This is a genomic window from Bradyrhizobium sp. BLXBL-03 (assembly GCF_051853015.1).
Lineage (GTDB): Bacteria > Pseudomonadota > Alphaproteobacteria > Rhizobiales > Xanthobacteraceae > Bradyrhizobium > Bradyrhizobium manausense.
This window is the reverse complement of sequence record NZ_CP182470.1, coordinates 3,437,837-3,462,261: the sequence shown is the minus strand read 5'-3', so window position 1 is coordinate 3,462,261 and position 24,425 is coordinate 3,437,837. Positions and strand designations below refer to the sequence as shown.

At 64.1% G+C, this 24,425-nt stretch carries 24 protein-coding genes and 1 pseudogene; 9 read left to right on the top strand and 16 right to left on the bottom strand.

Annotated features, from left to right (window positions below; genetic code table 11):
- Window positions 1-13 precede the first annotated feature (13 nt).
- A complete protein-coding gene (locus ACNJX9_RS16455; protein WP_439409545.1) occupies window positions 14-991 on the bottom strand; it encodes an NADPH:quinone oxidoreductase family protein in 978 nt (325 codons plus the stop codon).
- The gene (locus ACNJX9_RS16450; protein ID WP_439409544.1) at window positions 991-1,599 is read right to left on the bottom strand and encodes a 2-hydroxychromene-2-carboxylate isomerase; all 609 of its coding nucleotides are present in this window, start codon (window positions 1,597-1,599) and stop codon (window positions 991-993) included. The genes ACNJX9_RS16455 and ACNJX9_RS16450 overlap by 1 nt, the downstream gene beginning before the upstream one ends.
- A gap of 220 nt (window positions 1,600-1,819) precedes the next feature.
- Here ACNJX9_RS16450 and ACNJX9_RS16445 point away from each other — a divergent pair, with 220 nt between their 5' ends.
- Entirely contained in the window at window positions 1,820-2,842 is a 1,023-nt protein-coding gene (locus tag ACNJX9_RS16445) for a methionine synthase (protein WP_439409543.1), read from the top strand.
- Between the two features lie 117 nt (window positions 2,843-2,959).
- Here the strand turns inward: ACNJX9_RS16445 and ACNJX9_RS16440 are convergent, their stop codons facing one another.
- The 3 genes from ACNJX9_RS16440 to ACNJX9_RS16430 all read right to left on the bottom strand — a co-directional run bounded on the left by ACNJX9_RS16440 (window position 2,960) and on the right by ACNJX9_RS16430 (window position 4,975).
- Window positions 2,960-3,577: a hypothetical protein gene (locus ACNJX9_RS16440; protein ID WP_439409542.1), complete on the bottom strand. Its 618-nt coding sequence runs from the start codon at window positions 3,575-3,577 to the stop codon at window positions 2,960-2,962.
- 100 nt (window positions 3,578-3,677) lie between these two features.
- A complete protein-coding gene (gene gpt, locus ACNJX9_RS16435; protein ID WP_057740910.1) occupies window positions 3,678-4,205 on the bottom strand; it encodes a xanthine phosphoribosyltransferase in 528 nt (175 codons plus the stop codon).
- Between the two features lie 32 nt (window positions 4,206-4,237).
- Window positions 4,238-4,975 carry a competence/damage-inducible protein A gene (locus ACNJX9_RS16430; protein WP_057740907.1) on the bottom strand — a complete coding sequence of 246 codons (738 nt, stop codon included), beginning with the start codon at window positions 4,973-4,975 and terminating at the stop codon, window positions 4,238-4,240.
- 277 nt (window positions 4,976-5,252) lie between these two features.
- Here ACNJX9_RS16430 and ACNJX9_RS16425 point away from each other — a divergent pair, with 277 nt between their 5' ends.
- From ACNJX9_RS16425 to ACNJX9_RS16405, 5 genes are all read left to right on the top strand, one after another.
- Window positions 5,253-6,671: a circularly permuted type 2 ATP-grasp protein gene (locus tag ACNJX9_RS16425; RefSeq protein ID WP_057740905.1), complete on the top strand. Its 1,419-nt coding sequence runs from the start codon at window positions 5,253-5,255 to the stop codon at window positions 6,669-6,671.
- A 4-nt stretch (window positions 6,672-6,675) separates the two neighbouring features.
- Entirely contained in the window at window positions 6,676-7,620 is a 945-nt protein-coding gene (locus ACNJX9_RS16420) for an alpha-E domain-containing protein (protein ID WP_057740903.1), read from the top strand.
- A gap of 105 nt (window positions 7,621-7,725) precedes the next feature.
- Window positions 7,726-8,574 (top strand): transglutaminase family protein, encoded by an 849-nt coding sequence (locus ACNJX9_RS16415; RefSeq protein ID WP_057740957.1) that lies wholly within the window; start codon window positions 7,726-7,728, stop codon window positions 8,572-8,574.
- A gap of 189 nt (window positions 8,575-8,763) precedes the next feature.
- The gene (locus tag ACNJX9_RS16410) at window positions 8,764-9,522 is read left to right on the top strand and encodes a proteasome-type protease (RefSeq protein WP_057740901.1); all 759 of its coding nucleotides are present in this window, start codon (window positions 8,764-8,766) and stop codon (window positions 9,520-9,522) included.
- Window positions 9,523-9,547: 25 nt separating this feature from the next.
- Window positions 9,548-10,306, top strand: coding sequence for an SDR family oxidoreductase (locus tag ACNJX9_RS16405; protein ID WP_057740898.1), 759 nt, complete (start codon window positions 9,548-9,550; stop codon window positions 10,304-10,306).
- Between the two features lie 110 nt (window positions 10,307-10,416).
- Here ACNJX9_RS16405 and ACNJX9_RS16400 read toward each other — a convergent pair whose 3' ends face one another.
- The 7 genes from ACNJX9_RS16400 to ACNJX9_RS16370 form a co-directional block, all read right to left on the bottom strand.
- Complete coding sequence (locus tag ACNJX9_RS16400) at window positions 10,417-12,036, bottom strand: FGGY-family carbohydrate kinase (RefSeq protein WP_439409541.1); 1,620 nt, start codon at window positions 12,034-12,036, stop codon at window positions 10,417-10,419.
- A gap of 50 nt (window positions 12,037-12,086) precedes the next feature.
- On the bottom strand, window positions 12,087-12,815 hold the full coding sequence (locus ACNJX9_RS16395) for an SDR family oxidoreductase (RefSeq protein ID WP_057740896.1): 729 nt from the start codon (window positions 12,813-12,815) through the stop codon (window positions 12,087-12,089).
- 25 nt (window positions 12,816-12,840) lie between these two features.
- Window positions 12,841-14,097, bottom strand: coding sequence for a sugar ABC transporter permease (locus tag ACNJX9_RS16390; protein WP_439409540.1), 1,257 nt, complete (start codon window positions 14,095-14,097; stop codon window positions 12,841-12,843).
- Window positions 14,094-14,918, bottom strand: a complete 825-nt coding sequence (locus ACNJX9_RS16385; RefSeq protein ID WP_057740892.1) for an ATP-binding cassette domain-containing protein — start codon at window positions 14,916-14,918, stop codon at window positions 14,094-14,096. Before ACNJX9_RS16385 ends, ACNJX9_RS16390 begins: the two co-directional genes overlap by 4 nt.
- A gap of 62 nt (window positions 14,919-14,980) precedes the next feature.
- Complete coding sequence (locus tag ACNJX9_RS16380; RefSeq protein WP_057740890.1) at window positions 14,981-16,054, bottom strand: ABC transporter substrate-binding protein; 1,074 nt, start codon at window positions 16,052-16,054, stop codon at window positions 14,981-14,983.
- Window positions 16,055-16,271: 217 nt separating this feature from the next.
- Window positions 16,272-17,156: an AraC family transcriptional regulator gene (locus ACNJX9_RS16375; RefSeq protein WP_271618027.1), complete on the bottom strand. Its 885-nt coding sequence runs from the start codon at window positions 17,154-17,156 to the stop codon at window positions 16,272-16,274.
- A 201-nt stretch (window positions 17,157-17,357) separates the two neighbouring features.
- The gene (locus tag ACNJX9_RS16370; RefSeq protein ID WP_439409539.1) at window positions 17,358-18,596 is read right to left on the bottom strand and encodes an MFS transporter; all 1,239 of its coding nucleotides are present in this window, start codon (window positions 18,594-18,596) and stop codon (window positions 17,358-17,360) included.
- Window positions 18,597-18,754: 158 nt separating this feature from the next.
- Here ACNJX9_RS16370 and ACNJX9_RS16365 point away from each other — a divergent pair, with 158 nt between their 5' ends.
- Complete coding sequence (locus tag ACNJX9_RS16365; RefSeq protein ID WP_439409538.1) at window positions 18,755-20,005, top strand: NupC/NupG family nucleoside CNT transporter; 1,251 nt, start codon at window positions 18,755-18,757, stop codon at window positions 20,003-20,005.
- Between the two features lie 92 nt (window positions 20,006-20,097).
- On the opposite strand, the gene ACNJX9_RS16360 is transcribed toward ACNJX9_RS16365, so the two are convergent.
- The 4 genes and pseudogenes from ACNJX9_RS16360 to ACNJX9_RS16345 all read right to left on the bottom strand — a co-directional run bounded on the left by ACNJX9_RS16360 (window position 20,098) and on the right by ACNJX9_RS16345 (window position 21,973).
- Window positions 20,098-20,529 (bottom strand): hypothetical protein, encoded by a 432-nt coding sequence (locus ACNJX9_RS16360; RefSeq protein WP_439409537.1) that lies wholly within the window; start codon window positions 20,527-20,529, stop codon window positions 20,098-20,100.
- Window positions 20,530-20,572: 43 nt separating this feature from the next.
- Window positions 20,573-20,815: pseudogene (locus ACNJX9_RS16355) on the bottom strand (hypothetical protein); the annotation flags it as partial.
- A 176-nt stretch (window positions 20,816-20,991) separates the two neighbouring features.
- Window positions 20,992-21,519: a cupin domain-containing protein gene (locus tag ACNJX9_RS16350; protein ID WP_057740884.1), complete on the bottom strand. Its 528-nt coding sequence runs from the start codon at window positions 21,517-21,519 to the stop codon at window positions 20,992-20,994.
- A gap of 166 nt (window positions 21,520-21,685) precedes the next feature.
- Window positions 21,686-21,973 (bottom strand): usg protein, encoded by a 288-nt coding sequence (locus ACNJX9_RS16345; RefSeq protein ID WP_254132412.1) that lies wholly within the window; start codon window positions 21,971-21,973, stop codon window positions 21,686-21,688.
- A 397-nt stretch (window positions 21,974-22,370) separates the two neighbouring features.
- Between ACNJX9_RS16345 and ACNJX9_RS16340 the strand changes: the two genes are divergently transcribed.
- Together ACNJX9_RS16340 and groL are read left to right on the top strand one after the other, a co-directional pair.
- Window positions 22,371-22,685, top strand: a complete 315-nt coding sequence (locus tag ACNJX9_RS16340) for a co-chaperone GroES (RefSeq protein ID WP_057740880.1) — start codon at window positions 22,371-22,373, stop codon at window positions 22,683-22,685.
- Window positions 22,686-22,731: 46 nt separating this feature from the next.
- The gene (gene groL, locus ACNJX9_RS16335) at window positions 22,732-24,372 is read left to right on the top strand and encodes a chaperonin GroEL (RefSeq protein WP_220002647.1); all 1,641 of its coding nucleotides are present in this window, start codon (window positions 22,732-22,734) and stop codon (window positions 24,370-24,372) included.
- The last annotated feature ends 53 nt before the right edge of the window (window positions 24,373-24,425 follow it).

Sequence of the window (24,425 nt, the reverse complement as noted above, 5' to 3'; positions counted from 1 at the left end):
ACAGTGATGAAGGTCAATCCATCACCAGCGCCACCCGCCCGATCGCCTTGCGGTCGAGCAACAGCCGCATCGCCTTGGCGCAATCCTCCAGCGGCAGGCGGTGCGAGATGTTGGGGCGCAGCTTGCCCTCCTCCGCCCATTCCAGCAGCGCCCTCAGCCTGATCTCGCCAAGCTCCGGGTTTTTCCGCACGGCTTCACCCGCGCGGACGCCGAGCACGCTGGCGCCCTTGATCAGCAGGAGATTGGTCTTGGCCGAACCGATGCCGCCGGTAAAGCCGATCACCAGGAGCCGTGCGCCCCAGGCCATGCAGCGCATCGAGTCTTCAAAGACCTGACCGCCGACGGGATCGAACACGACATCGGCACCGCGGCCGTCGGTGATGCGCTTGACGGCATCGCGAAACGGCTCGCGATCGTAGCGGACGAGATGATCGGCGCCGCGCGATTTCGCAATCGCCAGCTTCTCGTCGCTGGACGCCGTCGCGATCACGGTTGCGCCCAGCATCTTGCCGATCTCGACGGCGGCAAGGCCGACGCCGCCGCCGGCGCCATGCACCAGCAGCACCTCGCCCCGCTCGACCCGGCCGCGGTCGATCAGCGCGTGATAGGCGGTGCCATGGCCGGCGAGATAGGTCGCGGCTTCCGCGTAGTCGAACGTCGACGGCATGGGCGTGAGTTGCGAACGCGTCACCACCGCTTCGTCCGTGAAAGCACCGTAACGCATCTTCACGATAACCTTGTCGCCGATGGAGACGCCCCTCGCCTCCGCGCCGACCTCGGTCACATCGCCGGCAGCTTCCACGCCGGGCGTGAACGGCAGCTCGGGCTTGAGCTGATACTCGCCCGCTGTCATCAGCACATCAGGAAAGTTCAGACCCGCAGCGCGGATCGCGACGCGCACCTCGCCCGGCTTCAGGGCGCGCGATGGAAACTCTTCCAGTCGCAACGTTTCGGGCGCGCCGAGCGTGCGGCAGACCACAGTGCGCACCATCAGGCCGCGCTCGCCTTGCTGCGCAGCAGCGCCTCCCGGATCAGCGGCAGGCGGTCGTTGCCGAAGTACATGTCGGTCCTGTTGACAAAAATGGTCGGCGAGCCGAACCCGCCGCGGGCGACGACCTCCTCGGTGTTGGCCTTGAGCTGATCCTTGATCGCCTGCTCGGAGATGCCGGCAAAGAATTTCTGCTCGTCGATGCCGACTTTCCTGCAGATCTCGGCGAGCACCGCGTCCTGCGAGATGTCCTTGTCGCTGCCCCAATAGGCCTCGAACACTGATGTCGCGAACGGCACCATGTCTTTTCCGAGCCAGATGCAGCCCCGCATCGCCTTCACACTGTTTACTGGGAACACCGTCGGCGGCATCTTGATCGAGAGCCCCGCCGAGCGCGCCCAGTCGGCGAGATCCTTCTTCATGTAGCGCGCCTTCAGCGGCACCGGCTTCTCCCGTTGCGCGTAGACGCTGGGGTTGACCGTGTTGAAGATGCCGCCGACCAGGATCGGTCTCCAGGTGATCTCGGCCCCAAGCTCCTTCACAAGCGGCTGGATGTTATGGAAGGCGAGATAGGTCCAGGGGCTGGAACAGTCGAAGAAGAATTCGATCATGGCGCGTTTCCTTGTGTCTTGTCGCGCTCCATCCTCGTCATTGCGAGCGAAGCGAAGCAATCCAGAATCCTTCCGCGGAACCAGTCTGGATTGCTTCGTCGCAGGGGCTCCTCGCAATGACGGGGAGAGAGCGGTGGAATAGAGGGCGACTTTTGTTGTTCTGTACCTCGACGTTAAGACATGGCAGGAAGGGGCGCAACAACCCGCCGGGAGGGCCGCCATGCTGTTTCCAACCACGATCGCCGGCTCCTTGCCGAAGCCGGAATGGCTCGCCGAGCCCAACATGCTCTGGGCGCCCTGGAAATCTGGCGGCGACGAGCTGCTACGTGCCAAGCGCGATGCGACGCTGATCTGGCTCAAGGTCCAGGAGGACGCCGGCATCGACATCGTCACCGAGGGCGAGCAGGCCCGGCAGCATTTCGTGCACGGCTTCCTGGAGAAGATCGAAGGCATCGACTTCGCCCACAAGGTCGAGATGGGCATCCGCAAGGATCGCTACAAGGCGATGGTGCCGCAGGTGGTCGCGCCGCTGCGGCTCAAGGGGCGGGTGCACGACTTCGAGGCGCGCGTGGCGCGGACGCACACCCAGAAGAAGCTGAAATTCACCCTGCCCGGTCCAATGACGATCATCGATACCATTGCGGACCGTTACTATGGCCACCGCGTCAAGATGGCCTTCGCCTTTGCCGAGCTCTTGAACGAGGAGGCCAAGGCGCTTGCCGCCGACGGCGTCGATCTCGTGCAGTTCGACGAGCCGGCTTTCAACGTCTACATGGACGAGGTCAACGATTGGGGGATCAAGGCGCTGGAGCGCGCCGCGCAAGGGCTCACCTGCACCACCGCCGTGCACATCTGCTACGGCTACGGCATCAAGGCCAACACGGACTGGAAGCAGACGCTGGGCAGCCAGTGGCGGCAGTACGAGCAGATCTTTCCGGCGATCGACGCCAGCCCGATCCAGCAAGTCGCAATCGAGTGCCGCAATTCCAAAGTGCCGCTCGACCTGCTGGCGCTCCTGACGAACAAGATCGTGCAGGCCGGCGTCATCGACGTCGCCAGCGATACGGTGGAGACCGCCGAGGACGTCGTACAAGTGATCGACGCTGTCTCGAAATTCGTGCCCAAGAGCAACATCATGGCCACCACCAATTGCGGCATGGCGCCGATGCGGCGCGAGATCGCCGAAGCCAAGCTGATGGCGCTCGGCGCCGGCGCGGCGCTGGCGCGCGAGAAGCTGGGGTGATGACGAGGATTCGACGCTAGAGCATGATCCGGAAAAGTGTGAAGCGGTTTTCCGAAAAGATCATGCTCAAACAAAGAGCTAAAGCGCGATGACGATTCAACCCAATCTCATCGCGCTTTAGGCCTGCGCTGAGGGGTGCAGCACCGGTCGATAGCCGGCGTGCAGCGTGCGGAGTGTCGACGGCGGCGTGAGCAGCATTGCGTCGTCGGCGAAATGCTCCGCCGCAGAGTATCCCGCCGGCGACCACTTTAGCGCCCTGCCCTGCGTGACGAGATAGCTGGCCTCGCTTTGCTGAACCATCGCGCCCTCGGGCAATTGGTCGAGCGGCACCAGCAGGGCGTGCAGCCGCTTCCTGCCGTGATCGAGCCGCTCGTGGTGCAGCACGGCGTCGATGTCGTGCATGCGGACATCGTGCACACGGTTGCCCTTCTCCCATGCGCCGCGAAAGCGATTGGCATCGTCGCGGCGGCAATAGAAGCAGGGGCGATGCCCGGCGGCGAGCGCGGTAGCCTCGTCGAGAAAGAACAGCTCGGTCCAGCTGCGCTGCGCCATCACCTCGCGGCGGCGGCCGCGGAATTCGCAGGTGCAGGTCAGCCAGGCCGGCGACGACCAGCGCTTCTTCAAAAGCGTCTTGGTCGCGGGATCATGGATGATGCCGCGATTGCCGGTGAACATTCCGCGGTGTGGCGTTGCGATGATGTCGCCGGTCGGCGTGACGCGGTTTTGCAGGGGCATGGTCCCACCGCGCGTCATTGCGAGCGAAGCGAAGCAATCCAGAGATGCGTCCACGGAAGCAGTCTGGATTGCTTCGCTTCGCTCGCAATGACGGGGATGGTCACGCCGCACCGTCGCGAAGCGGGGGGTGATAGGACAGCGCGGTGTCCCAGGGGAAGAAGATCCAGGTGTCCTGCGAGACCTCAGTGATGAAGGTGTCGACCAGCGGACGGCCCTTCGGCTTGGCGTAGACGGTGGCAAAATGCGCATCCGGCAGCATTTCGCGAACCAGCTTGCCGGTCTTGCCGGTGTCGACGAGGTCATCGACAATCAACAGCCCCTTGCCGGTGCCGCCGCCAAGCTTCATCGCCTGTTCGGAAATGCCCTTGAGGACCTGGAGATCGCCCTGCTTGTCATGGTCGTAGCTGGCGATGCAGACCGTATCGATCACGCGCACGCCTAGCTCGCGCGCCACAATCGCCGCCGGCACCAGGCCACCGCGGGTGATCGCGATCACCGCGTGGAACGGCCCGACCTCGTTGAGCCGCCAGGTCAGTGCCCGGCAATCCCGGTGGAACTGGTCCCACGACACTGGAAAGGGCCTGCCTGCCCGCTCCTGCGCGCTCAGTTCCGGTGCTTCACCAGCCATCGTCGTCTCCTGCTTTGGTCTGCCGGCATTTGCTACCGGGCGGCGTTCAATCCCGCCAGCATTTCCTTCACCGCCGCCATCGCTGCGGCGAGCTTATCCGCATCGCGCGAACGCACCACCAGATTGGTGTTGGGCTTCTGCTCCTCGTCCATGAAGGGATAGCTGCCGATGATGGTGTCGGGGTGGGCGGCGGCGATGGCCCTTAAGGGGCTGCCGATATCGCCCTCCCGCGCGTTGGCGCGGACCGATTCGGACAGCATGCGGACACCGGATTTTAATTTGGGTGAGACGATGTCCATCATCGCCTGCATGATCGAGGGCACCCCGGCCATGACGATGACATTGCCGATCTTGAAGCCGGGCGCGAGGATGGTCGCGCTCTGGATCAGCTCGGCGCCATCGGGGATGCGGGCCATGCGCAGCCGGGCTTCGTTGAGGTCCTGCTCGCTCCAGCGCTCCCTGAAACGGGCGACCACTTCGGGGTGGTGGTCAATGCCGACACCGAACGCCTTGGCGACGCTGTCGGCGGTGATGTCGTCGTGGGTCGGCCCGATGCCGCCGGTGGTGAAGACATAAGTGTAGCGATGCCGCAGTGCATTCAGAGCTGCGATGATATCGTCCTCGTCGTCGGAGACGATCCGCACTTCCTTCAGGTCGATGCCGATATTGGTCAGGTATTCGGCGATGAAGCCGATATTCTTGTCCTTGGTTCGGCCGGACAGGATTTCATCCCCGATGACCAGAATGCCCGCCGTGACGATCTCGCTCATGCCTTAAGTCCCTCACCTGTAGTCCCGAATTTGCCGGGGTAACGCGTTGAAGTCACGCGCTTTTGCTGCCGAAATAAGCAGTCCTCAGCCATTTTTTCAGGCAGGCCGCCGACTAGCCCCGGCAAATGCCCTCTCTCAATGCTTATCGCGCTGGCCCGCCCCTTGCTACCACCTGAAAGTCATGCACTCTTGCCGCATGGCCAGGACGTTGCGGTCTTCACCAAGGCCAGACGACCTGCCACATGGCGCAACGCCTTGCGGAGACAAGTCGGGATCTATGGCAGTCGCGTTTGATGAAATGAATATTCCCGGCGGGGACCTTCGCCCCGCCTATCAGGAGCTGGCGCGCTGGCTCAAGGAGACGCCTCCCGAGGCGCTCGAATATCGCCGCCAGGAGGCCGAGCTCCTGTTCCGCCGGATCGGCATCACCTTCGCCGTCTACGGGGACTCCGAATCCACCGAGCGCCTGATCCCGTTCGACGTGATCCCGCGCATCATGTCCGGCAGGGAATGGACGGTGCTGGAAAAGGGACTGAAGCAGCGCGTCAAGGCGCTGAACATGTTCCTGCGCGACATCTATCACGGCCGCGACATCCTTCGCGCCGAGGTCGTGCCCGAGGATCTGATCTTCCAGAATCCGGTCTTCCGTCCGGAGATGAACGGCCAGCAGGTGCCGCACGACGTCTACGTGCACATCGCCGGCATCGACATCGTCCGGGTCGACGCCGAAGACTTCATCGTGCTTGAGGACAATGCGCGCACGCCCTCGGGTGTGTCCTACATGCTGGAAAACCGCGAGATCATGATGCGGCTGTTTCCGGATCTGTTCGCCCGCCACAGGGTGGCGCCGGTCGAGCGTTATCCGGATGAGCTGCTCGCCGCGCTGCGCTCGGTCGCACCGCACAGCGCTTCGAGCGAGCCGACGGTCGCGCTGCTCACGCCGGGCGTCTACAACTCCGCCTATTACGAGCACTCCTTCCTTGCCGACAAGCTCGGCGTCGAGCTCGTCGAAGGCCGCGACCTCGTCGTCAGGAACAACGAAGTGTTCATGCGGACGACGGAAGGGCTGAAGCGGGTCGACGTGATCTACCGGCGCGTCGACGACGATTTCATCGACCCCCTCACCTTCCGCCCGGACTCCGTTCTCGGCGTACCTGGATTGATGTCGGCCTACGCGGCCGGCAACATCACGCTCGCCAACGCGGTCGGCACCGGCATCGCCGACGACAAGGCGATCTACTCCTACATGCCCGACATCGTGAAATTCTATCTCGGCGAGGAGCCGATCCTGAAGAACGTGCCGACCTGGCGCTGCCGCGAGCCGAAAGATCTGGCCTATGTGCTGGACAATCTCAGCGAGCTCGTCGTCAAGGAGGTGCACGGCTCAGGCGGCTACGGCATGCTGATCGGCCCCGCCGCCACCAAGGCGACGATCGAGGCCTTCCGCGAGAAGCTGAAGCGCGAGCCGGAAGGCTTTATCGCGCAGCCGACGTTGGCGCTCTCGACCTGCCCGACCTGCACGGCCTCCGGCCTTGCCCCGCGTCATGTCGACCTTCGCCCCTTCGTGCTGACCGGCAGCAAGAGCACGACCATCGTGCCGGGCGGGCTGACACGTGTGGCGCTGAAGGAAGGCTCGCTCGTAGTGAATTCGAGCCAGGGCGGCGGTACCAAAGACACCTGGATTCTGGACGAGTAGAGAGATGCTGTCGCGTACCGCCGAAAACCTCTATTGGCTCGCCCGCTATGTCGAACGGGCCGAATATCTCGCACGCACCATCGATGCGACCCTGCGCGTCACCGCGCTTCCCGCCACCTATATCGGCAAGACCAACGAATGGGATTCCGCGCTGCTCACCGCCGGCGTCGCGGAGAGCTTCTATCAGACCCATGAGGAAGCCAACGAGCACAACGTCGTCGACTACCTCTCGTTCTCGGCCGACAACCCCTCTTCGATCAGGAACTGCATCGAGGCGGCGCGGCTGAATTCGCGCTCGGTGCGCACGGCGCTGACCAGCGAGATGTGGGACACCATCAACTCGGCCTGGATCGAGTTGCAGGAGGTCTGGAGCAAGGGCACCTCGACCCGCGAAGAGCTCGCAAAGTTCCTGCGCTTCGTGCAGGAGACCTCGCTGCGCTTCGACGGCTCGGCCTACCGGACGATGCTGCGCAACGACGCCTACTGGTTCTCCCGCCTCGGCCTGCATCTGGAGCGCGCCGACAACACCGCGCGCATTCTCGACGTGAAGTATCACGTGCTGCTGCCGGAGGAGGAGCATGTCGGCGGTCCGCTCGACTTTTATCAGTGGAGCTCGATCCTGCGCTCGGTCTCGGCGCTAACGGCCTATCACTGGGTCTATCGCGAGACGCTGAAGCCGTGGCTGGTCGCGGACCTGCTCATCCTCAACGGCACGCTGCCGCGCTCGCTGGCGAGCTGCTACGAGAATCTCGTGCGCAATCTCGACCAGATCGGCGTCGCCTATGGCCGCCAGGGCCCGGCCCAGCGCCACGCCCGCGGCATCCGCAACCGGCTCGAACACAGCAACATGAACGACATTTTCCAGCATGGCGTGCATGAATTCATTCAGGAATTCATCGCGGACAATTCCAGGCTGGGCGAAATCATCACGAAGCAGTATTTGATTTGACATACGCCGTCATTCCGGGGCGCCCGAAGGGCGAACCCGGAATCTCGAGATTCCGGGTTCGGTGCTGCGCACCGCCCCGGAATGACGCAAGAAAAACGGTCCACCATGCGCCTGCGAATCCAGCACACCACGACCTATCGCTACGAGCCGGCGGCGACGAGCGTGATCCAGATCCTGCGCATGACCCCGTGCAGCCATGACGGGCAATATGTGGCGGAATGGCAGATCGACGTCTCCACCGACACCAAGCTCGACATGCACGAGGACGCGTTCGGCAACGTCACCCATGTGCTGTCCTGCGGGCCCGTCAGCGACATCCAGATCACCGCCGAAGGTCTGATCGAAACCCACGATACCGGCGGGGTGCTGCGCGGTGCCGACGAGCGCTTTCCCACCGACATGTTCCTGCGCACCACCGACCTGACGACCGTCAATCCGGCGATGGCGGCGGTCGCGCGTCAGTTGCGCAGCGAGGCCGAGAGCGACACGCTCGGCTTCCTGCACACGCTGATGAGCGAGATCAGCGATCACATGACTTTCGACGAGGATCCGACCAACAGCGGCACCTCGGCCGCCGAAGCATTCACGCTGAAGCGCGGCGTCTGCCAGGATTATGCGCATATCTTCATCGCCTGCGCCCGCACCGGCGGGGTGCCGGCGCGCTTCGTGTCCGGGCATTTCCTGCGCTCCGACGGCACCGTGCATCAGGACGCCGGCCACGCCTGGGCTGAAGCCTATGTTCCTGATCTCGGCTGGGTCGGCTTCGATCCCGCCAACAGCATCTGCACGACCGACGCCCATGTCCGCGTCGCAATCGGGCTCGACTATCTCGGCGCGGCCCCCGTGCGCGGCACCCGTTACGGCGGCGGCGCGGAGACGCTGACCGTCGCAGTCAAGGTCGAGCAGGCCGGCCGCGGCGGGCAGTCGCAATCACAGTCGCAGCGGCAGGGATAGATTGTCATTCCGGGGCGATGCGATGCATCGAACCCGGAATCCATCGGGCCGCGGAGTTAGAGGAGAGATGGATTCCGGATTTCGCGCTTACGTGCGCCCCGGAATGACAGCCATCCCCGGGGAATCGGGGGTTGGAGCGGGCGGCGAAATTGGCTAGTAAGTCCGCGCAAACGCGTTCGGGGACTGGAAATGACCTATTGCTGCGGAATCCTGGTTCGGGACGGTCTGGTGATGATCGCCGACACCCGCACCAATGCCGGCCTCGACAATGTCTCGACCTTCCGCAAGCTGCATATCTTCTCCAAGCCCGGCGACCGCATCATGGCGATCGCCAGTGCCGGCAACCTCGCCATCAGCCAGTCGGTGCTGTCCACGCTGACCGAAGGCCTCGAAGACCCCAACACGGGCGAGATCGAGACGCTGATGAACGCGCCGACCATGTTCCAGGCCGCCCAGCGTATCGGCCGGGCGATCCGGGCCGTGCACGCGACCGAAGGGCCGGCGCTGAAGTCCGAGGACGTCTCCTTCGACGTCTCCTTCCTGTTCGGCGGCCAGATCAAGGGCGCGCGCATGCGCCTGTTCATGGTCTACACCGCCGGCAATTTCATCGAATGCACCACCGACACGCCCTACTTGCAGATCGGCGAGCACAAATACGGCAAGCCGGTGCTTGACCGCGCCATGCATTACGACGTCGAGCTCTACGAGGCGCTGAAGACCGGCCTGATCTCGATGGATTCGACCATGCGCTCGAATCTCGGCGTCGGCCTTCCCATCGACGTGCTGGTGGTGCGCACGGACGCCTGCGAGGCCGATCTCAACCACCGCATCGAGGCGGGCGAGCCCTATTTCCACGACCTGCGCTCGCGCTGGTCGGCGGCCTTGCGCGCCGCGCACCAGAACATTCCGCGGCCGCCTTACAAGAACGAAAAAGAACCCAAAACCTGACAACAGAAAGAAAAGGCAGGAAACGATGAGTGAAGCAAAAAAGATCGCCCTGGTGACGGGCGCAGGCACCGGTGTCGGACGCGCGGCGGCACTGGCGCTGATGAACACCGGCTTCACCGTGGTGCTCGCCGGCCGCCGCCTGGAGATGCTTGAGGAGACCGCCAAGCTCGGCCCCGCGGGCAAGAGCCTCTGCGTCACCGCCGACATGACCAAGCCTGACTCCATCGCCGCGCTGTTCGACAAGGTGAAGGCGACCTACGGCCGCCTCGACGTGCTGTTCAACAATGCCGGCATGGGCGCACCCGCCGTCAATTTCGAGGACCTCAGCCTCGAGCAGTGGCAGGCGGTGGTGAACACCAACCTCACCGGTCCGTTCCTGTGCACCCAGCACGCCTTCCGCATCATGAAGGACCAGAGCCCGCGGGGCGGCCGCATCATCAACAACGGCTCGATCTCGGCGCATGCACCGCGGCCGTTCTCGGCGGCCTACACCTCGACCAAGCACGCCATCACCGGTCTCACCAAGGCCAGCAACCTCGACGGCCGCATGTATGACATCGCGGTCGGCCAGGTCGACATCGGCAATGCCGCGACGCCGATGACGGATCGCATGGTCAACGGCCCCGGCGTGCTGCAGCCGGACGGCACCACCAAGCACGAGCCGCGCATGGACGCGAAGGCGGTCGGCGATGCCGTCGCCTACATGGCCGGCCTGCCGCTCGACGCCAACGTGCTGTTCATGACCGTCATGGCGACCAAGATGCCGTTCGTCGGGCGGGGCTAGCGCCAAACTGCGAAAACAACCCCATGCACAGTAGACGCCGGAAGGCGTCTCCTGCCGGGGTGACGCGACGCAAGTCCGCGCGCTATCTCAACAATCGTCGTTGCGGGCGCTCAAACATCCGCCCGCGCCGCACGGATTGATCGGCCGACCTGCTGCAAGGCCTCGAAGGCTGCGAAGCGCTTCTCGTTCCAGCCTGCCAGGGCTGCGTGGGGCGTATGTATTTCTCCCAGAGCCGACATCGCCTCCATCGCCTCGGCAACGCTCACGTGATCGCCGGACGCAACCGCCCCCAGCATCGCGGAGCCGAGCAACACGGGCTCGGGGGATGCCGAAGCAGCAACGGTCAAGCCGGTCGTATCGGCGAGCACCTGCCGCACCAGGCGGCTCTGGGCCGCGCCTCCGCTGACGACGATCGTATCGATGGCGATGCCTTTGTCCTGCTGGGCGCGCACGATCTGCCTCGCGCCGTAACCAAGGCCGCACAGGCCGGCAAGATAGAGGGCGAGCAAGCTCTCCAGGTCCGCGCGCATATCCAGTCCAGCGATCAGCGCGCGCGCATCGGGATCGGCGAAGGGCGCGCGGTTGCCGAGAAATTCCGGCACGACATGAAGTTCGCCGACCAATTCCTTGATCATCCCCGCGCCGCCGCGCACCTCCACTTCCGAAGCGAGCCAGTCGGAGGGCAACCGCTGATCCCGACCTGCCGCCTCTGAGGCCTGCGCGGAATAGGGATGCATCTGGATGAGATGGTCAATGGCTGCACCGGCGACTGACTGTCCGCCCTCATTGAGCCATAGGCGCGGCACCATGGCCGAGAAATAAGGCCCCCAAACGCCGGGAACGAACGTCGGCTCCGTCGTTGTTGTCATGGTGCAGGCGGACGTTCCGAACACGTAGGCCATCCGCGTGAGTACCGTCCCGGCAGCTCCGCGGGCGCCTACCGTGCCGACACCGCCGGCATGGGCGTCGATGAGACCTGCCGCAACTGATGTGCCCGACGTCAGGCCAAGGTCGCTCGCGGCCTCCGCCGTCAGGCCGGCGCCGAGCCGTGTCCCGCCGGGCACGATCTCGGTGCCGATCCGACGAAACTGCTCGTCTGCCAGCGAGCCGAGCCCGATCGCACGAAAGAAGTTGGCGTCCCAGCGGTTTTCGTGGCCGAGATAAGTCCACTTGCACGTGACGGTACAGGTGGAGCGAGCAAGGCTCCCGGTTGCGCGCCAGGTCAGGAAATCGGTCAGGTCCAGAAACTGCCAGGCGTCCGCAAAGCTGCGCGGCATGTTCTCGGCAAGCCATAGCAGTTTCGGCGTCTCCATCTCGGGTGAGATCGTCCCCCCGACATAGTCCAAAACTTTCGCGCCAGTGCGGTTGATCCGGCGCGCTTGATCGACGGCGCGGTGGTCCATCCATACGATGATATTGCGGGCCGGATCGCCGGACGGACCCACGGCAAGCGGCGCGCCGCCACTGCCTAGCACCACCAGCGAGCAGGTCGCGTCAAAACCAATTCCGGCAATACTGTCAGGCGCGATGCCGGCCTTTCCGACCGCGCCGCGCACGCTGCGGCATACGGCGCGCCAGACGTCCTCGCTCGATTGCTCGACAATATCGCCAGCCTCGCGCCAAAGCGTGATGTCGGCCCTGTCGGTGGCGACAAGCCTGCCGGAGCGATCAAAGATTCCGGCTCGCGCACTGCCCGTGCCGACGTCGATACCCAGAAAATGACGCGTCATCGCGGAGACCCTCACCATGAAGCAACGTTCGGATCGCAGATGCGGAAGCGCTATAGATCGTTGCTCTGCGGCAGGATCACGAGGTCGCGGATCGTGACGTTTCTCGGACGGGTCAACATGAAGAGCACCGCCTGCGCTACTTCCGTGGGCTGGATGAGGCCCCCTGCCGCCATCTCTGCGTCGAGCTTCTCCTTTGGCCAGTCGCTGATGAGCGCGGTCACGACCGGGCCCGGCGCCACGGCGCCGACGCGCAGGCCATATTTCGCGACCTGCCGACGCACGGTATGGACAAAGGCCTGCACGGCATGTTTCGAGGCGGTGTAGATCGGCTCCCAGACGACGGGAACGAGACCGGCGATCGAACTGGTGACGATGATGTCACCGCTCTTGCGCTCTACCATGTGCGGCAGCACCGCGTGGATGGAACGAAACAGCGCGTTGACGTTGAGGTTGAGCATGCGGTCCCACGCCTCGGGGTCGCCGCCAAGCACCTCGCCGCCGACATAGGTACCGGCATTGGCATGGAAGATGTCGAGCCGGCCCGCTTTTTCCAGCACTTGCGGCATCATGCATGCCATGCTCGCATGATCAGTGAGGTCGATACGCAGCGGGATCGCGTTCTCGCCAAGCTCGGAACAGACCTTGTTCAGCGCCTCCTCTGCCCGATCGACCAGCACGACACGCGCACCAGATTCGATCATCGTCCTGGCGCATTCGAGACCGATGCCAGAGGCGGCACCGGTGATGGCGGCAACTTTTCCTGCAAGTTCCTGGCCCACGGTCGGTCCTCTTGTTGGAGTTTGTTTAGGCTCGGCCATGGGAGACACGCGAGCGTCGTGCGAGCGAGTCGACGATGACCGCAACGGCTAGCACGGCGCCGGTGATCATGTACCGGAGCGACGAAGAGAGATCGAGCAGCGTGAGGCCGCTGGCAATCGACTGGATGACGATGATGCCGAGCAGTGCGGAATAGGCGCTGCCGCGCCCCCCAAACAGGCTGGTGCCGCCGATGACCGCGGCTGCGATGGCGTTGAGGTTCACGTCGCCCGTACCAGCCTGCTGGCTGGACGATGCGAGCCTGGCGGCGGCGAGGATACCGCCGGCGGCCGCGAGCGTGGAGCACAGCATGAAGGCGCTTGCATAGATCCGGCGAACATTGATGCCGGCACGACGGGCGGCCTCGCGATTGCCTCCGACCGCGCTCATCGAGCGGCCCCATTTGGTCCGCTTCAGCGCGTAGTTCATGACCACGCACAAGCCGACGAACAGGCCGAACATCCACGGGACGCCACGCGCGAGATTGAGATAGTAGACGATGAATTCGAGCACGATGATGACAAGCGCAGCCTTGAGCAGGAGGTGGCCGAGCGTGCTTGCAGACAGTCCCGCCGCGCGCCTGCGCGCGGCCATGCGGTAGCCGGCCGCGAACACGACCACGCCGGCAAGTGCCGCCAGCGTGTAGGATACGATCGGCGGCATGACCAGCATCTGCCCGAAATTGACCAGCGGCGATCCATAGGGAAGGTTGATCGAGCCGGACGAGCCGAGCAGATAGAGTTGCAGGCCGAGCCATGCCAACAGGCCTGACAGCGTCGAGACGAAGCTCGGCATACCCAGCCGATTGAACAGGAAGGCATAGAGGGCGCCGATCGAGGCGCCCAGCACCAGCGCCGTGATAACAGCCACCGCCACGGGCCAATCCTGGTTGACCCAGAGCACGCCGATCAACGCAGAGGAGAAGCCGCTCACCGAGCCGACAGAGAGGTCGATCTCGCCGACCATCAGGATACAAACGATGCCGAGCGAGATGACGCCTACGGTCGAGCAATCGAACAGCAGATTGACCAGATTGTCAGGCGCCAGGAAGACCGGGTTGAGGCTCTGGAATGCGGTGCAGATGATCAAGAGGCCGACCACCACCGGCAGAGAGCCGAGGTCGCCCGATCGCACGCGGTCGACAAAGGCGCCGATCGTGCCGCGGAGCGTATCAGCATGCGCGACGCGCTCGTCGCGACGGTCCAGCAACCGCGCGGTCGAGACCCGTTGCGTGTCGTCGGTCATATCAGCACCTCCCGCGACGGCTCCGCGCCGCGTCGGCTGGCACGCCGGGAGACCGAATTCTCGTCGGCCCCCGTGATGGCCGTGACGAGATCCTGGTTGGACACATCGGGTCCGAACTCGCCGTTGTTGCGGCCGAGGCGCAGCACCACGATGCGGTCGGCAACGGCGCGCACGTCCTCCATGTTGTGACTGATCACGATGACACCGAGGCCGCGGGCGCGCACGCGCTCGATCAGGTCGAGCACCTCTGCGGTCTGCGCGACACCGAGCGCTGCGGTCGGCTCGTCGAGCAGAATGAGCTTCGGCTCGGTCAGCAGCGAGCGCGCGATCGCCACGGTCTGGCGCTGCCCGCCAGACAGCGACGCGACCGGTTCGCGCACGCTCGGAATGCGGGCCGACAATTCGTTGAGCAACGTCCAGGCCCGGATCTCCATGGACACCTCATCGAGCCTGACAGGATTGAGCTCGCGGCCGAGGAAGATATTGGCGACCACGTCGAGGTTCTCGCAGAGCGCCAGATCCTGGAAGACGGTGGCGATGCCAAGGCCGAGCGCCGTGGCCGGATCGGACAGGACGACCTGTTCGCCATCGAAGTCGATCGTCCCAGACGTAGGCTGGTGCACGCCGGCCAGAATCTTCACCAGCGTGGACTTCCCGGCGCCGTTGTCACCGACAAGCGCCACGACCTCGCCGGCATGGACGTCGAGGTCGACATCGGCAAGGGCAGACACCGCGCCGAAATTCTTCGAAATGCCGCGAAGCCTCAGCACCAGTTTGCCTGGCCCCTCCTGCGGGTGGTCGACATCCGGAATCGTGGACATGTCCGCTTACGCTTTCTCTTCGTTCGTCCCGGCCGCATTGAGCGGCCGGGACGCTGCTTCGCTCACTGCGTGATGCCGAGCTTCTTGCATCCGGCTGCATATCGGCCGGTGCAGAGCTGATCGGCGGTCTGGATCTTCTTGTCGATGATCTCCGCCTTCAGGTTCTGCTCGGTCACGACAGCCGGAATGAACAACTTTGATGGCGTATTAAAGAGCGTGGTTTCCGGCTTGGGCGTGCCGCCCGAGAGGAACTCCACCGCCGCCTGGGCCGCGGCGGCTGCAACGATCTCGCTGGGCTTGGAGATCGTGTTGTACTGATCGCCGGCGATGATGAGCTGAAGCGCGGCGATCGTCGCATCGTTGCCCGTCACCGGTGGCACCGGCTCGACACCGGCGGCCTTGAGCGCGGCAATCGCGCCACCGCCCGTACCGTCGTTGGCAGCGACGACGCCAAGGATCTTCTTGCCGAAGCGGGTGACCTGGCCGCTTGCCCATTGCTGCGCCTTGGGCGGCGCCCAGTCGGGCGTGTCGTATTCGGCGAGGATCGGATAGCCGCTGTTGTCCAGGCCCGCGTGGATGCCCTTCTTGATGAGCCCCGCGGCGGCATCGGTAGGCGATCCGTTGATCTGGAGCACGCCCTCACCTTCCTTCGGCGTGACCTTGGCGTCCTTCAGATGCTTGACCAGCGATTCCGAGATGGCCTTGCCGATGCCTTCATTGTCGAAGGAGACGTAGAAGTCGGCCTTGGCGTCCGGGATCGGGCGATCATAGGCGATCACCTTGATGCCCTGGGACTGTGCCATCTTCACCAGCGAAGCGGCGGCGGCCGAGTCGACCGGATCGAGCACGATCACCTTGGCGCCCTGCGAGATCACCGAGTTGAACTGCTGTTGCTGGCGCGCGGCGTCCGCACTGGCATTCTGGTAGACGACCTTGCAGCTGGCGCAGAGCTTCTTCATCTCGGCAGCAAAGCCTGGATAGTCGTGCTGTTCGTAGCGGGTTGAGGCCTGGTCGGGCATCAGGAACGCGACGGTCGCATCCTTCACCTCCGCGGCACGCGAGGACATGGCCGTTGCGCCGAGTAGCGACAGGGCGAGAGCGGCCGAGCAAATAGTCTTGAGCGAGGGCTTTGTCATTCGGACTTCCCTTTCGGAAACTGGGTGTTAAAGTGCTGCTCGTTGATGTCTTGGAGACAAGCCATCCCTGCTTCCGCAGCCGGATGAGAACGGCGGTCAGCGCCGATAGCCTCCGAAGCCACGCGGAATTTTCGGACAGACGATCTCCTTCGCAGGCCGCCATCGGCGCGCCCGCGTCATTCTTCCCGTAATCGTCCTCCTCCCTTGCTCCTCCCGGTTAGGCGGCGCGTGCCGCGTTGATGTTGTCCGCCAGCAACCGCCTGAAGCGCGAAGGCGGCATGCCCTTCTCGGCCAGGAACTGGCGATTGAAATTGGAGAGATTGTTGAAGCCGACCTGGAAGCAGATGTCGGTGATGGACGCGTGTTCGTCGCTCATCAGGATCTGGCAGGCGAGATTGATGCGGAGCCGCTTAACATATTGCACCAGCGACATCCCCGTGTGGCGGCGGAACGAGCGAGAGAACGCGCTTTGCGACTGGCCCGCGATCGCGGCGAGATCGGCTTCGCTGAACGGCTGCGTGAGGTTCTCGCGGATGAAGGCGAGCGCCTTGTTCATCCCCGCCGACATGTAGCCGGACGGATCGGGCAAATAGTTCGGGCTGGACAGCGGCAGTGCACCACGGGCGCGCGAGAGCGTCCCCAGGATCATCATGAAAAGTTCGATCCGGCGCACGCCCTTCGCCGCCACGATCTCCTCCATCAGCGGGGCAAGCTCCTTGCTCGTGCTGCCGGCAAAAAGGACGCCGCGCCGGGAGGATTCCAGCAGCGCGCCGAGACCCGACAGCTCAGGCATCAGCCTCATCGTGTCGCCGATGAATTCTTCGCTGAACTGGATGATGCGTCCGCGCAGCGGGATGGTCATGTCCGCCGGCAGGTCGCTCACCCAATTATGCGGCAAGTTGGGTCCCGTGAGCACGAGGTTGCCCGGCTCGAACTGGCCGATGAAATCGCCAACGAAGTAGCGACCGCTGGTCGCGACGACCTGATGGATTTCGTATTCCGGATGAAAGTGCCACCTGACCGTGTGGAAGGGATACCCGTGCGACCAAGCCTTGAACGACTCGCCGCGCCGTATCTGGACGACTTCCAGGTCTGGTTCCATATCCGTTCCCTCCTGGGCCGGCCCGGTTTGTAAACGTCTGGGCTCGACCCGATGGCTGAATTTGGCTCAGCTCTCTCTATTGCTCGAAACCGTATCGGGTGACCGCCGCTGCCGCCACCACGATTCAGATGCTGAACCGATACTCTTTTGACATTCGTTCGGTGGGCGCTGCAATATGCCTTCAGGCTCCGACGGGCTTCCCTACTCCAGGTTCTCCACCTTCCGCAGACTCGGAAACAGCTTCATCCAGAGCAGCGCCACGGCAACCGTGCAGACGCCGCCGAGCACGGCCGCCGGCATGGCGCCGAACAGTGCTGCCGTCAGGCCGCTCTCGAACTGGCCGAGCTGGTTCGAGGCGTTGATGAACAGGAAGTTGACGGCGCCGACGCGGCCGCGCATCTCGTCGGGGGTCGCCAGTTGCACCAGCGAGAAGCGGATCACGACGCTGATCGTGTCGGCAGCGCCGAGGATCGCGAGCGACAACACCGACAGCCACATCCAGGACGACAGCGCGAACACGATCGTGGCGATGCCGAACACGATCACCGCCTGGAACATGCGCAGGCCGACATGCCTGGAGATGGCGTGGCGCGCCAGCACCATGGTCATCAGCAGCGCGCCGACCGCGGGCGCAGCCCGGAGCACGCCGAGCCCGACCGGGCCGGTCTGGAGGATGTCGCGGGCATAGATCGGCAACAGCGCGGTGACGCCGCCGAACAGCACGGCGAACAGGTCGAGCGAGATGGTGCCGAGGATCGCCGGATTGCTCCTGATAAAGCGGACGCCGGCAAAGATATTGTCCTCATCCGTTCCTTGCCTGGCGACCGCCTGCGGACGCGGCTGGATGAAGCCGGTCAGGATCATCCCGAAGATCCAGAACAGCAGCATCATTGTGTAGGCGAGATGCGGTGCGATGGCGTAGGCAAAGCCGCCGAGCGCAGGCCCGGTGATGGTCGCGACCTGAGCCGCCCCGCTCGCGACCGCCGTCGCACGCTGGAGCGAGCCCTGCGGCGCGATCAGCGGCAGCAGCGCCGCGGTGGTCGGGCTCTCGAAGGCGCCGGCAATGCCGAGCACGAAGGTCGCGATGAAGATCTGCACTTCGCTGACCGCGCCGAGATAGGTGATGACAGCGAGATAGAGCGCGGTGGCGGCCTCCACGAGCTGGCAGAGCTGGACCACGCGCTTGCGCTCGAAACGGTCGGCGGCATGGCCGGCGACGAACACCAAAAGCGCGGTGGGCGCGAATTGCACCAGCCCGACCATGCCGAGGTCGAAGGCCGAGCCGGTGAGATCATAGATCTGCCAGCCGATCGCGACCGCCGCGATCTGGCTGGAGAAGCGCGACAGGCTGCGGGCGAGCAGGAAGAACAGGAAGGCGGGATGGCGGAGGAGCTCACCGGCGGTGGCCGGCGGACTGACGGATCCTGACTGCTCTGGCATCGCCTGTTCGGTCACGCGCGGATGATCGGCCCTTGATATCGACGCGCCGGGGGTGGCTGACCGGGACCCGGATGTCAACAGCAGGACGGCCCGCACCATTCCCGGCATTGCGTTTGCAACGCAGGCGCGGCCATAATGATTGAGGGTTTGGGGACATCATGCTGCGGCTGCAATCGACACTCGGCGTTTTCGCATTGCTGCTGATCGCCTTCGCACTCGCGGAGAATCGCCGCGCGGTCTCGTTGCGCCAGGCGCTGATCGGCCTCGTCGTCACCTTCGTCACCGCGATCGTGCTTTTGAAGGTACCTTTGGTGGCGCACGCTTTCGGGGCCATCAACGACGCGGTCGGCGCCATCTCGGCGGCCTCGCGCGCCGGCTCCTCCTTCGTGTTCGGCTATGTCGGCGGCGGCACCCTGCCCTTCGAGCTGAAGGTGCCGGGCGCCGATTTCATCCTGGCGTTCCAGGCGCTGCCGATCGTGCTGGTCATGAGCGTGCTGACGACGCTGCTGTTCTACTGGCGGGTGCTGCCGCCTGTTGTGCGCGGCATGGCCTGGCTGCTGGAGCGCACGCTGGGCGTCGGCGGCGCGGTCGGGCTCTCCACCGCCGCCAACATCTTCCTCGGCATGGTCGAGGCGCCGCTGTTTGTGCGGCCGTATCTTTCGCAGATGTCGCGCAGCGAATTGTTTCTGGTGATGACCGGCGGCATGGCCGGCATCGCCGGCACCGTGCTGGTGCTCTATGCGACGCTGCTTGCGCCTCTCATTCCTGACGCAGCCGCGCATTTCGTCATCGCCTCCGTGCTGGGCGCGCCGGCCGCAATCCTGGTCAGCCTGATCATGATCCCTGAGACGTCGGACAAGCGCACCGGCGGCGCGCTTGAGGATCCGGAGATGGCGGTCTCCGGCACCATGGATGCGATCGTGAAGGGCACCAGCGCCGGCATCGAGCTGTTGATCAACATCGTCGCGATGCTGCTGGTGCTGGTGGCGCTGGTCTATCTCGCCAATGCGGTGCTGGGGCTATTGCCTGCCGTGGGGGGCGCCGCGATCTCGCTGCAGCGGGTGCTGGGATTGATCATGGCGCCGGTGTGCTGGCTGATGGGACTGCCCTGGGACCAGGCGATCACCGCCGGCAGCCTGATGGGCACCAAGACCGTGCTCAACGAGCTCGTCGCCTATGTCGACTTCTCGAAGCTGCCGCCCGACACGCTCGATCCGCGCTCGCGCCTGATCATGCTCTATGCGATGTGCGGCTTCGCCAATTTCGCCAGCCTCGGCATCATGATCGGCGGCCTCGGCGTGATGGCGCCGGAACGGCGCGAGGAGATCAACGCGCTGGGGTTGAAGTCGATCGTATCGGGGACGCTGACGACGTGCCTGATGGGGGCGATCGTCGGGGTGTTGACGTGATGCCGTAGCCCGGATGGAGCGGAGCGCAATCCGGGAACGTATCTCCGTTGCAGGCACCCCGGATTTCGCTTCGCTCCATCCGGGCTACGAACCTACGAACTACCCTTTCTCACCGCACAATTTCGACTGCTCCAGGAGCCGTCGCACGTCACCCAGCTTGGCGCGGCACACCTCGGCCGCCTGGCCTTCGCCTCGGTGGTCCGTCCCCGCGCGAGCAGCAATTGCGCCAGCAAGGCCCGCGCCACCGATCGCACCGGACCGCCCGCCACATCCGACGCAGCGAGCGACATCGCGGTTTGCACTTCCGCCTCGGCGGCACTGAGGCTGTTCCGTTCAGCGAAGTAAATCGCACGGAACAGGTGAGCGCGCGGGTCGTTCGGATAGCGGTTGACGAAATCAGCGGAACGGCCGGCCATCTCGCGCGTGCCCGCCGGCATTTCCGAGGCGCGGATATACTGCCCGGCATCGGCCATGTAGGACCGATAGTGAATGGCGGCGAAGCCGGCGCAAATCAGGGATCCCACAAATCCTCCGAGCAACACCATGCCAGCGCTTCGCGGCAGGCTGTCATAGGACCAGAAAGCGATCCACGGCGTGATGGCAAGCGCGCCACCGGCTACCGCACCGCCTGCATGCGTAATAGTTGACGTTGCCGGAGGCGCCAAAGGCCAGCGGCAGCAGTGCCGGAAAACCGAAGAAGAGCGACGTCTTCAGTCGCGACATCGTCGTCTCGGCGTCCGCCTCGGGCTCGAAGCTCGCAACGAACAGCGCGGCGATGAGCCCGGTAATGGCGCCTGACGCGCCGACGGCTGGGTTTCGCGGATCGGGGGCTTTTTAAGGATCGCCGCGATGCCGTAGCCCGGATGGAGCGCAGCGCAATCCGGGACCAGCTTCGCTGCGGAGAGGCTTTCCCGGATTTCGCTCCGCTCCATCCGGGCTACGAAGCAAGCTTTCTCCGCCGTCATTGCCGCGTGGAGAGAGAGTGCCTACGCCTTCAGCTCCACCGTCTTGAACTCCGCAGGCAGGATCACTTCCAGCAGCTCCACATCGTCGGAATAATCCAAAATCATGTGCTTGATCTTCGGCGGCTGGGTCCAGGCGCTGCCTTGCTGCATCATCGTCTCGCCTTGCCCATCCATGTAGGTCTTCACCCAGCCCTTGAGCACATAGACCATCTGGAAGTCGACGTCATGGAAGTGCAGTTTCGACACCTCGGCGGGATCGCAGGGGCCTTGCAGGCGGATCACGTGCGCTTGCGCGAGGCCGTGGGTCGCGTTGGCGATGCCGAGATCGCGGTACTTGGCGTAGGCGCGCAGGCCGTCGGCTTTGAAATCTTCCTCGCGGTGATGGCTGATGGCGATGCGCTGCTTGGGGCGGGCGGGTTTTTTCGCAGCGGCCGTGCGGGCTTTTGATTTCACCACCTTGCGCGCGGAAGATCGTGCGGCGGACTTGGCGGCGCTTCGTTTCTTCCCCACAGTCTGGGCTGCGCTGCGCGATTTTGTTGTCTTGGCCATGGGTGGCCTCCCGTTGTTGTTATGACGAGAGGCTAGCATGGAACAAGTTTCGTAGGGTGGGCAAAGCGAAGCGTGCCCACGTTCTGCATGCGATCACGGAGAGAGATGGTGGGCACGGCGCGCGAAGGGCGCGCTTTTGCCCACCCTACAAGAGCGGTGCTCTATCTCAATTCAACCGGAACACGCCGTCCACGGCGCGCAGCTCGGCCGGCTTGATCAGCTTGGAGTGCGCGACGGTCACCGAATGCAGCGGGCCGTCGAGCTTCTCGGTCCAGAACGCCAGGAAATCGGTCAGCGCCGGGAATTTCGGGAACATGTCGTAGTTCTGCCAGACGTAAGTCTGGAGCAATGACGGATGATCCGGCATCCGGTAGAGAATTTGGGCCGTTGTCAGCCCGTAGCCCAGCATCTGTTTCCTGAAGTCCTCGGAAACGCCCCCAACGCGCAGTCCCATGCCAAACCTCCTTTGCAGGAGCGCATACAGGGGGTGGCTTGATCCGTGCCCCGGGAGCCACCCGGAAACGATGCGCTCACATGAGAGAAATGTGACGCAAACTGACAATCCATCTCAAGCCCAAAAGTTTAACAAGCTGTTGAAATTCAATGCGTTAGCAGCAGAGCGGGCACCGTGCTAATACGGTCACCGCGGCACCCTCGAAGGTGCTCCGAAATCGGTTAACGATGGGAAAGGTTTCTGGCACTTGGGCCTTCAGAGTGCCGAATTTTCTGCTAGAAGCCCTTGCCCCCGCAAAATTCCTGTCCTATTTCAGCTGCACCTGTGCTGGCACTCGCTGGCGCAGACTGCTAACATCTTGAAATCCTCAACTCGTGCAAATGCTTAGGAGGACTGCATGAAATTCCGTCCGCTTCACGACCGCGTCGTGGTCAAGCGCATCGACGCAGAAGAGAAGACCGCCGGCGGCATCATCATTCCCGACACTGCCAAGGAAAAGCCCTCCCAGGGTGAAGTCGTCGCCGTCGGCCCGGGTGGCCGCGATGAGGCCGGCAAGCTGGTTCCGATCGACCTGAAGGTCGGCGACCGCGTGCTGTTCGGCAAGTGGTCCGGCACCGAAGTCAAGATCGACGGCCAGGACCTGCTGATCATGAAGGAGAGCGACGTGATGGGCGTTCTCGAAGTCACCGAGTCCAAGAAGAAGGCGGCTTAAGAGCCCCTCTCCTCCCTCCAATCAACATTCCTAAGGAAAATTCCAGATGGCAGCCAAAGAAGTCAAATTCGCGGTTGAAGCGCGCGACAAGATGCTGCGCGGCGTCGACGTTCTCGCCAACGCGGTGAAGGTCACGCTCGGCCCGAAGGGCCGCAACGTCGTGCTCGACAAGTCGTTCGGCGCTCCCCGCATCACCAAGGACGGCGTCACCGTCGCCAAGGAGATCGAGCTCGAGGACAAGTTCGAGAACATGGGCGCGCAGATGGTGCGCGAAGTCGCCTCCAAGTCCGCTGACGCGGCCGGCGACGGCACCACCACCGCCACCGTGCTGGCCCAGGCGATCGTGAAGGAAGGCGCCAAGTCGGTTGCCGCCGGCATGAACCCGATGGACCTCAAGCGCGGTATCGACCTCGCGGTCGAGGCCGTGGTTGCGGACCTGCAGAAGAACTCCAAGAAGGTCACCTCGAACGACGAGATCGCCCAGGTCGGCACCATCTCGGCGAACGGCGACCAGGAGATCGGCAAGTTCCTCTCCGACGCCATGAAGAAGGTCGGCAACGAGGGTGTCATCACCGTCGAGGAAGCCAAGTCGCTCGAGACCGAGCTCGACGTCGTCGAGGGCATGCAGTTCGATCGCGGCTACATCTCGCCCTACTTCGTCACCAACGCCGACAAGATGCGCGTTGAGATGGACGACGCCTACATCCTCATCAACGAGAAGAAGCTCTCCTCGCTGAACGAGCTGCTGCCGCTGCTCGAGGCCGTGGTGCAGACCGGCAAGCCGCTGGTCATCGTCGCCGAAGACGTCGAAGGTGAAGCGCTCGCAACCCTGGTCGTGAACCGTCTGCGCGGCGGCCTGAAGGTCGCGGCCGTCAAGGCTCCGGGCTTCGGCGATCGCCGCAAGGCCATGCTGCAGGACATCGCGATCCTGACCGGCGGCCAGGCGATCTCGGAAGACCTCGGCATCAAGCTCGAGAACGTCACGCTCAACATGCTCGGTCGCGCCAAGAAGGTGATGATCGACAAGGAGAACACCACGATCGTCAACGGCGCCGGCAAGAAGGCCGACATCGAGGCGCGCGTGGCCCAGATCAAGGCGCAGATCGAGGAGACCACCTCGGACTACGACCGTGAGAAGCTCCAGGAGCGTCTCGCCAAGCTCGCTGGTGGCGTCGCGGTGATCCGCGTCGGCGGCGCGACCGAGGTCGAGGTGAAGGAGCGCAAGGATCGCGTTGATGACGCGATGCATGCGACCCGCGCGGCTGTCGAGGAAGGCATCGTCCCGGGTGGCGGCGTCGCCCTGCTCCGTGCTTCCGAGCAGCTCAAGGGCCTGCGCACCAAGAACGACGACCAGAAGACCGGCGTCGAGATCGTGCGCAAGGCGCTGTCGGCTCCCGCTCGCCAGATCGCGATCAACGCCGGTGAAGACGGCTCGGTGATCGTCGGCAAGATCCTGGAGAACAAGGCCTACAATTACGGCTTCGATTCCCAGACCGGCGAATATGCCGACCTCGTCAAGAAGGGCATCATCGACCCGACCAAGGTGGTCCGTACCGCGATCCAGAACGCCGCCTCGGTGGCCGCGCTCCTGATCACCACGGAAGCCATGGTCGCCGAGCTGCCCAAGAAGGGCGGCGCCGGCCCCGCAATGCCCCCGGGCGGCGGCATGGGCGGCATGGACTTCTAAGGTCCACCCACCTCAAGGACTTGCGAAACCCCGGCAGCGATGCCGGGGTTTTT

Coding starts and splice junctions, on each gene's coding strand:
- groL (WP_220002647.1), top strand. CDS start 22,732: ATGGCAGCCAAAGAAGTCAAATTCGCGGTTGAAGCGCGCGACAAGATG.
- ACNJX9_RS16445 (WP_439409543.1), top strand. CDS start 1,820: ATGCTGTTTCCAACCACGATCGCCGGCTCCTTGCCGAAGCCGGAATGG.
- ACNJX9_RS16405 (WP_057740898.1), top strand. CDS start 9,548: ATGAGTGAAGCAAAAAAGATCGCCCTGGTGACGGGCGCAGGCACCGGT.
- ACNJX9_RS16450 (WP_439409544.1), bottom strand. CDS start 1,599: ATGATCGAATTCTTCTTCGACTGTTCCAGCCCCTGGACCTATCTCGCC.
- ACNJX9_RS16345 (WP_254132412.1), bottom strand. CDS start 21,973: ATGGGACTGCGCGTTGGGGGCGTTTCCGAGGACTTCAGGAAACAGATG.
- ACNJX9_RS16400 (WP_439409541.1), bottom strand. CDS start 12,036: ATGACGCGTCATTTTCTGGGTATCGACGTCGGCACGGGCAGTGCGCGA.
- ACNJX9_RS16370 (WP_439409539.1), bottom strand. CDS start 18,596: ATGCCAGAGCAGTCAGGATCCGTCAGTCCGCCGGCCACCGCCGGTGAG.
- ACNJX9_RS16340 (WP_057740880.1), top strand. CDS start 22,371: ATGAAATTCCGTCCGCTTCACGACCGCGTCGTGGTCAAGCGCATCGAC.
- ACNJX9_RS16350 (WP_057740884.1), bottom strand. CDS start 21,519: ATGGCCAAGACAACAAAATCGCGCAGCGCAGCCCAGACTGTGGGGAAG.
- ACNJX9_RS16410 (WP_057740901.1), top strand. CDS start 8,764: ATGACCTATTGCTGCGGAATCCTGGTTCGGGACGGTCTGGTGATGATC.
- ACNJX9_RS16440 (WP_439409542.1), bottom strand. CDS start 3,577: ATGCCCCTGCAAAACCGCGTCACGCCGACCGGCGACATCATCGCAACG.
- ACNJX9_RS16365 (WP_439409538.1), top strand. CDS start 18,755: ATGCTGCGGCTGCAATCGACACTCGGCGTTTTCGCATTGCTGCTGATC.
- ACNJX9_RS16425 (WP_057740905.1), top strand. CDS start 5,253: ATGGCAGTCGCGTTTGATGAAATGAATATTCCCGGCGGGGACCTTCGC.
- ACNJX9_RS16385 (WP_057740892.1), bottom strand. CDS start 14,918: ATGTCCACGATTCCGGATGTCGACCACCCGCAGGAGGGGCCAGGCAAA.
- ACNJX9_RS16415 (WP_057740957.1), top strand. CDS start 7,726: ATGCGCCTGCGAATCCAGCACACCACGACCTATCGCTACGAGCCGGCG.
- ACNJX9_RS16430 (WP_057740907.1), bottom strand. CDS start 4,975: ATGAGCGAGATCGTCACGGCGGGCATTCTGGTCATCGGGGATGAAATC.
- ACNJX9_RS16375 (WP_271618027.1), bottom strand. CDS start 17,156: ATGGAACCAGACCTGGAAGTCGTCCAGATACGGCGCGGCGAGTCGTTC.
- ACNJX9_RS16420 (WP_057740903.1), top strand. CDS start 6,676: ATGCTGTCGCGTACCGCCGAAAACCTCTATTGGCTCGCCCGCTATGTC.
- ACNJX9_RS16380 (WP_057740890.1), bottom strand. CDS start 16,054: ATGACAAAGCCCTCGCTCAAGACTATTTGCTCGGCCGCTCTCGCCCTG.
- ACNJX9_RS16390 (WP_439409540.1), bottom strand. CDS start 14,097: ATGACCGACGACACGCAACGGGTCTCGACCGCGCGGTTGCTGGACCGT.
- gpt (WP_057740910.1), bottom strand. CDS start 4,205: ATGGCTGGTGAAGCACCGGAACTGAGCGCGCAGGAGCGGGCAGGCAGG.
- ACNJX9_RS16455 (WP_439409545.1), bottom strand. CDS start 991: ATGGTGCGCACTGTGGTCTGCCGCACGCTCGGCGCGCCCGAAACGTTG.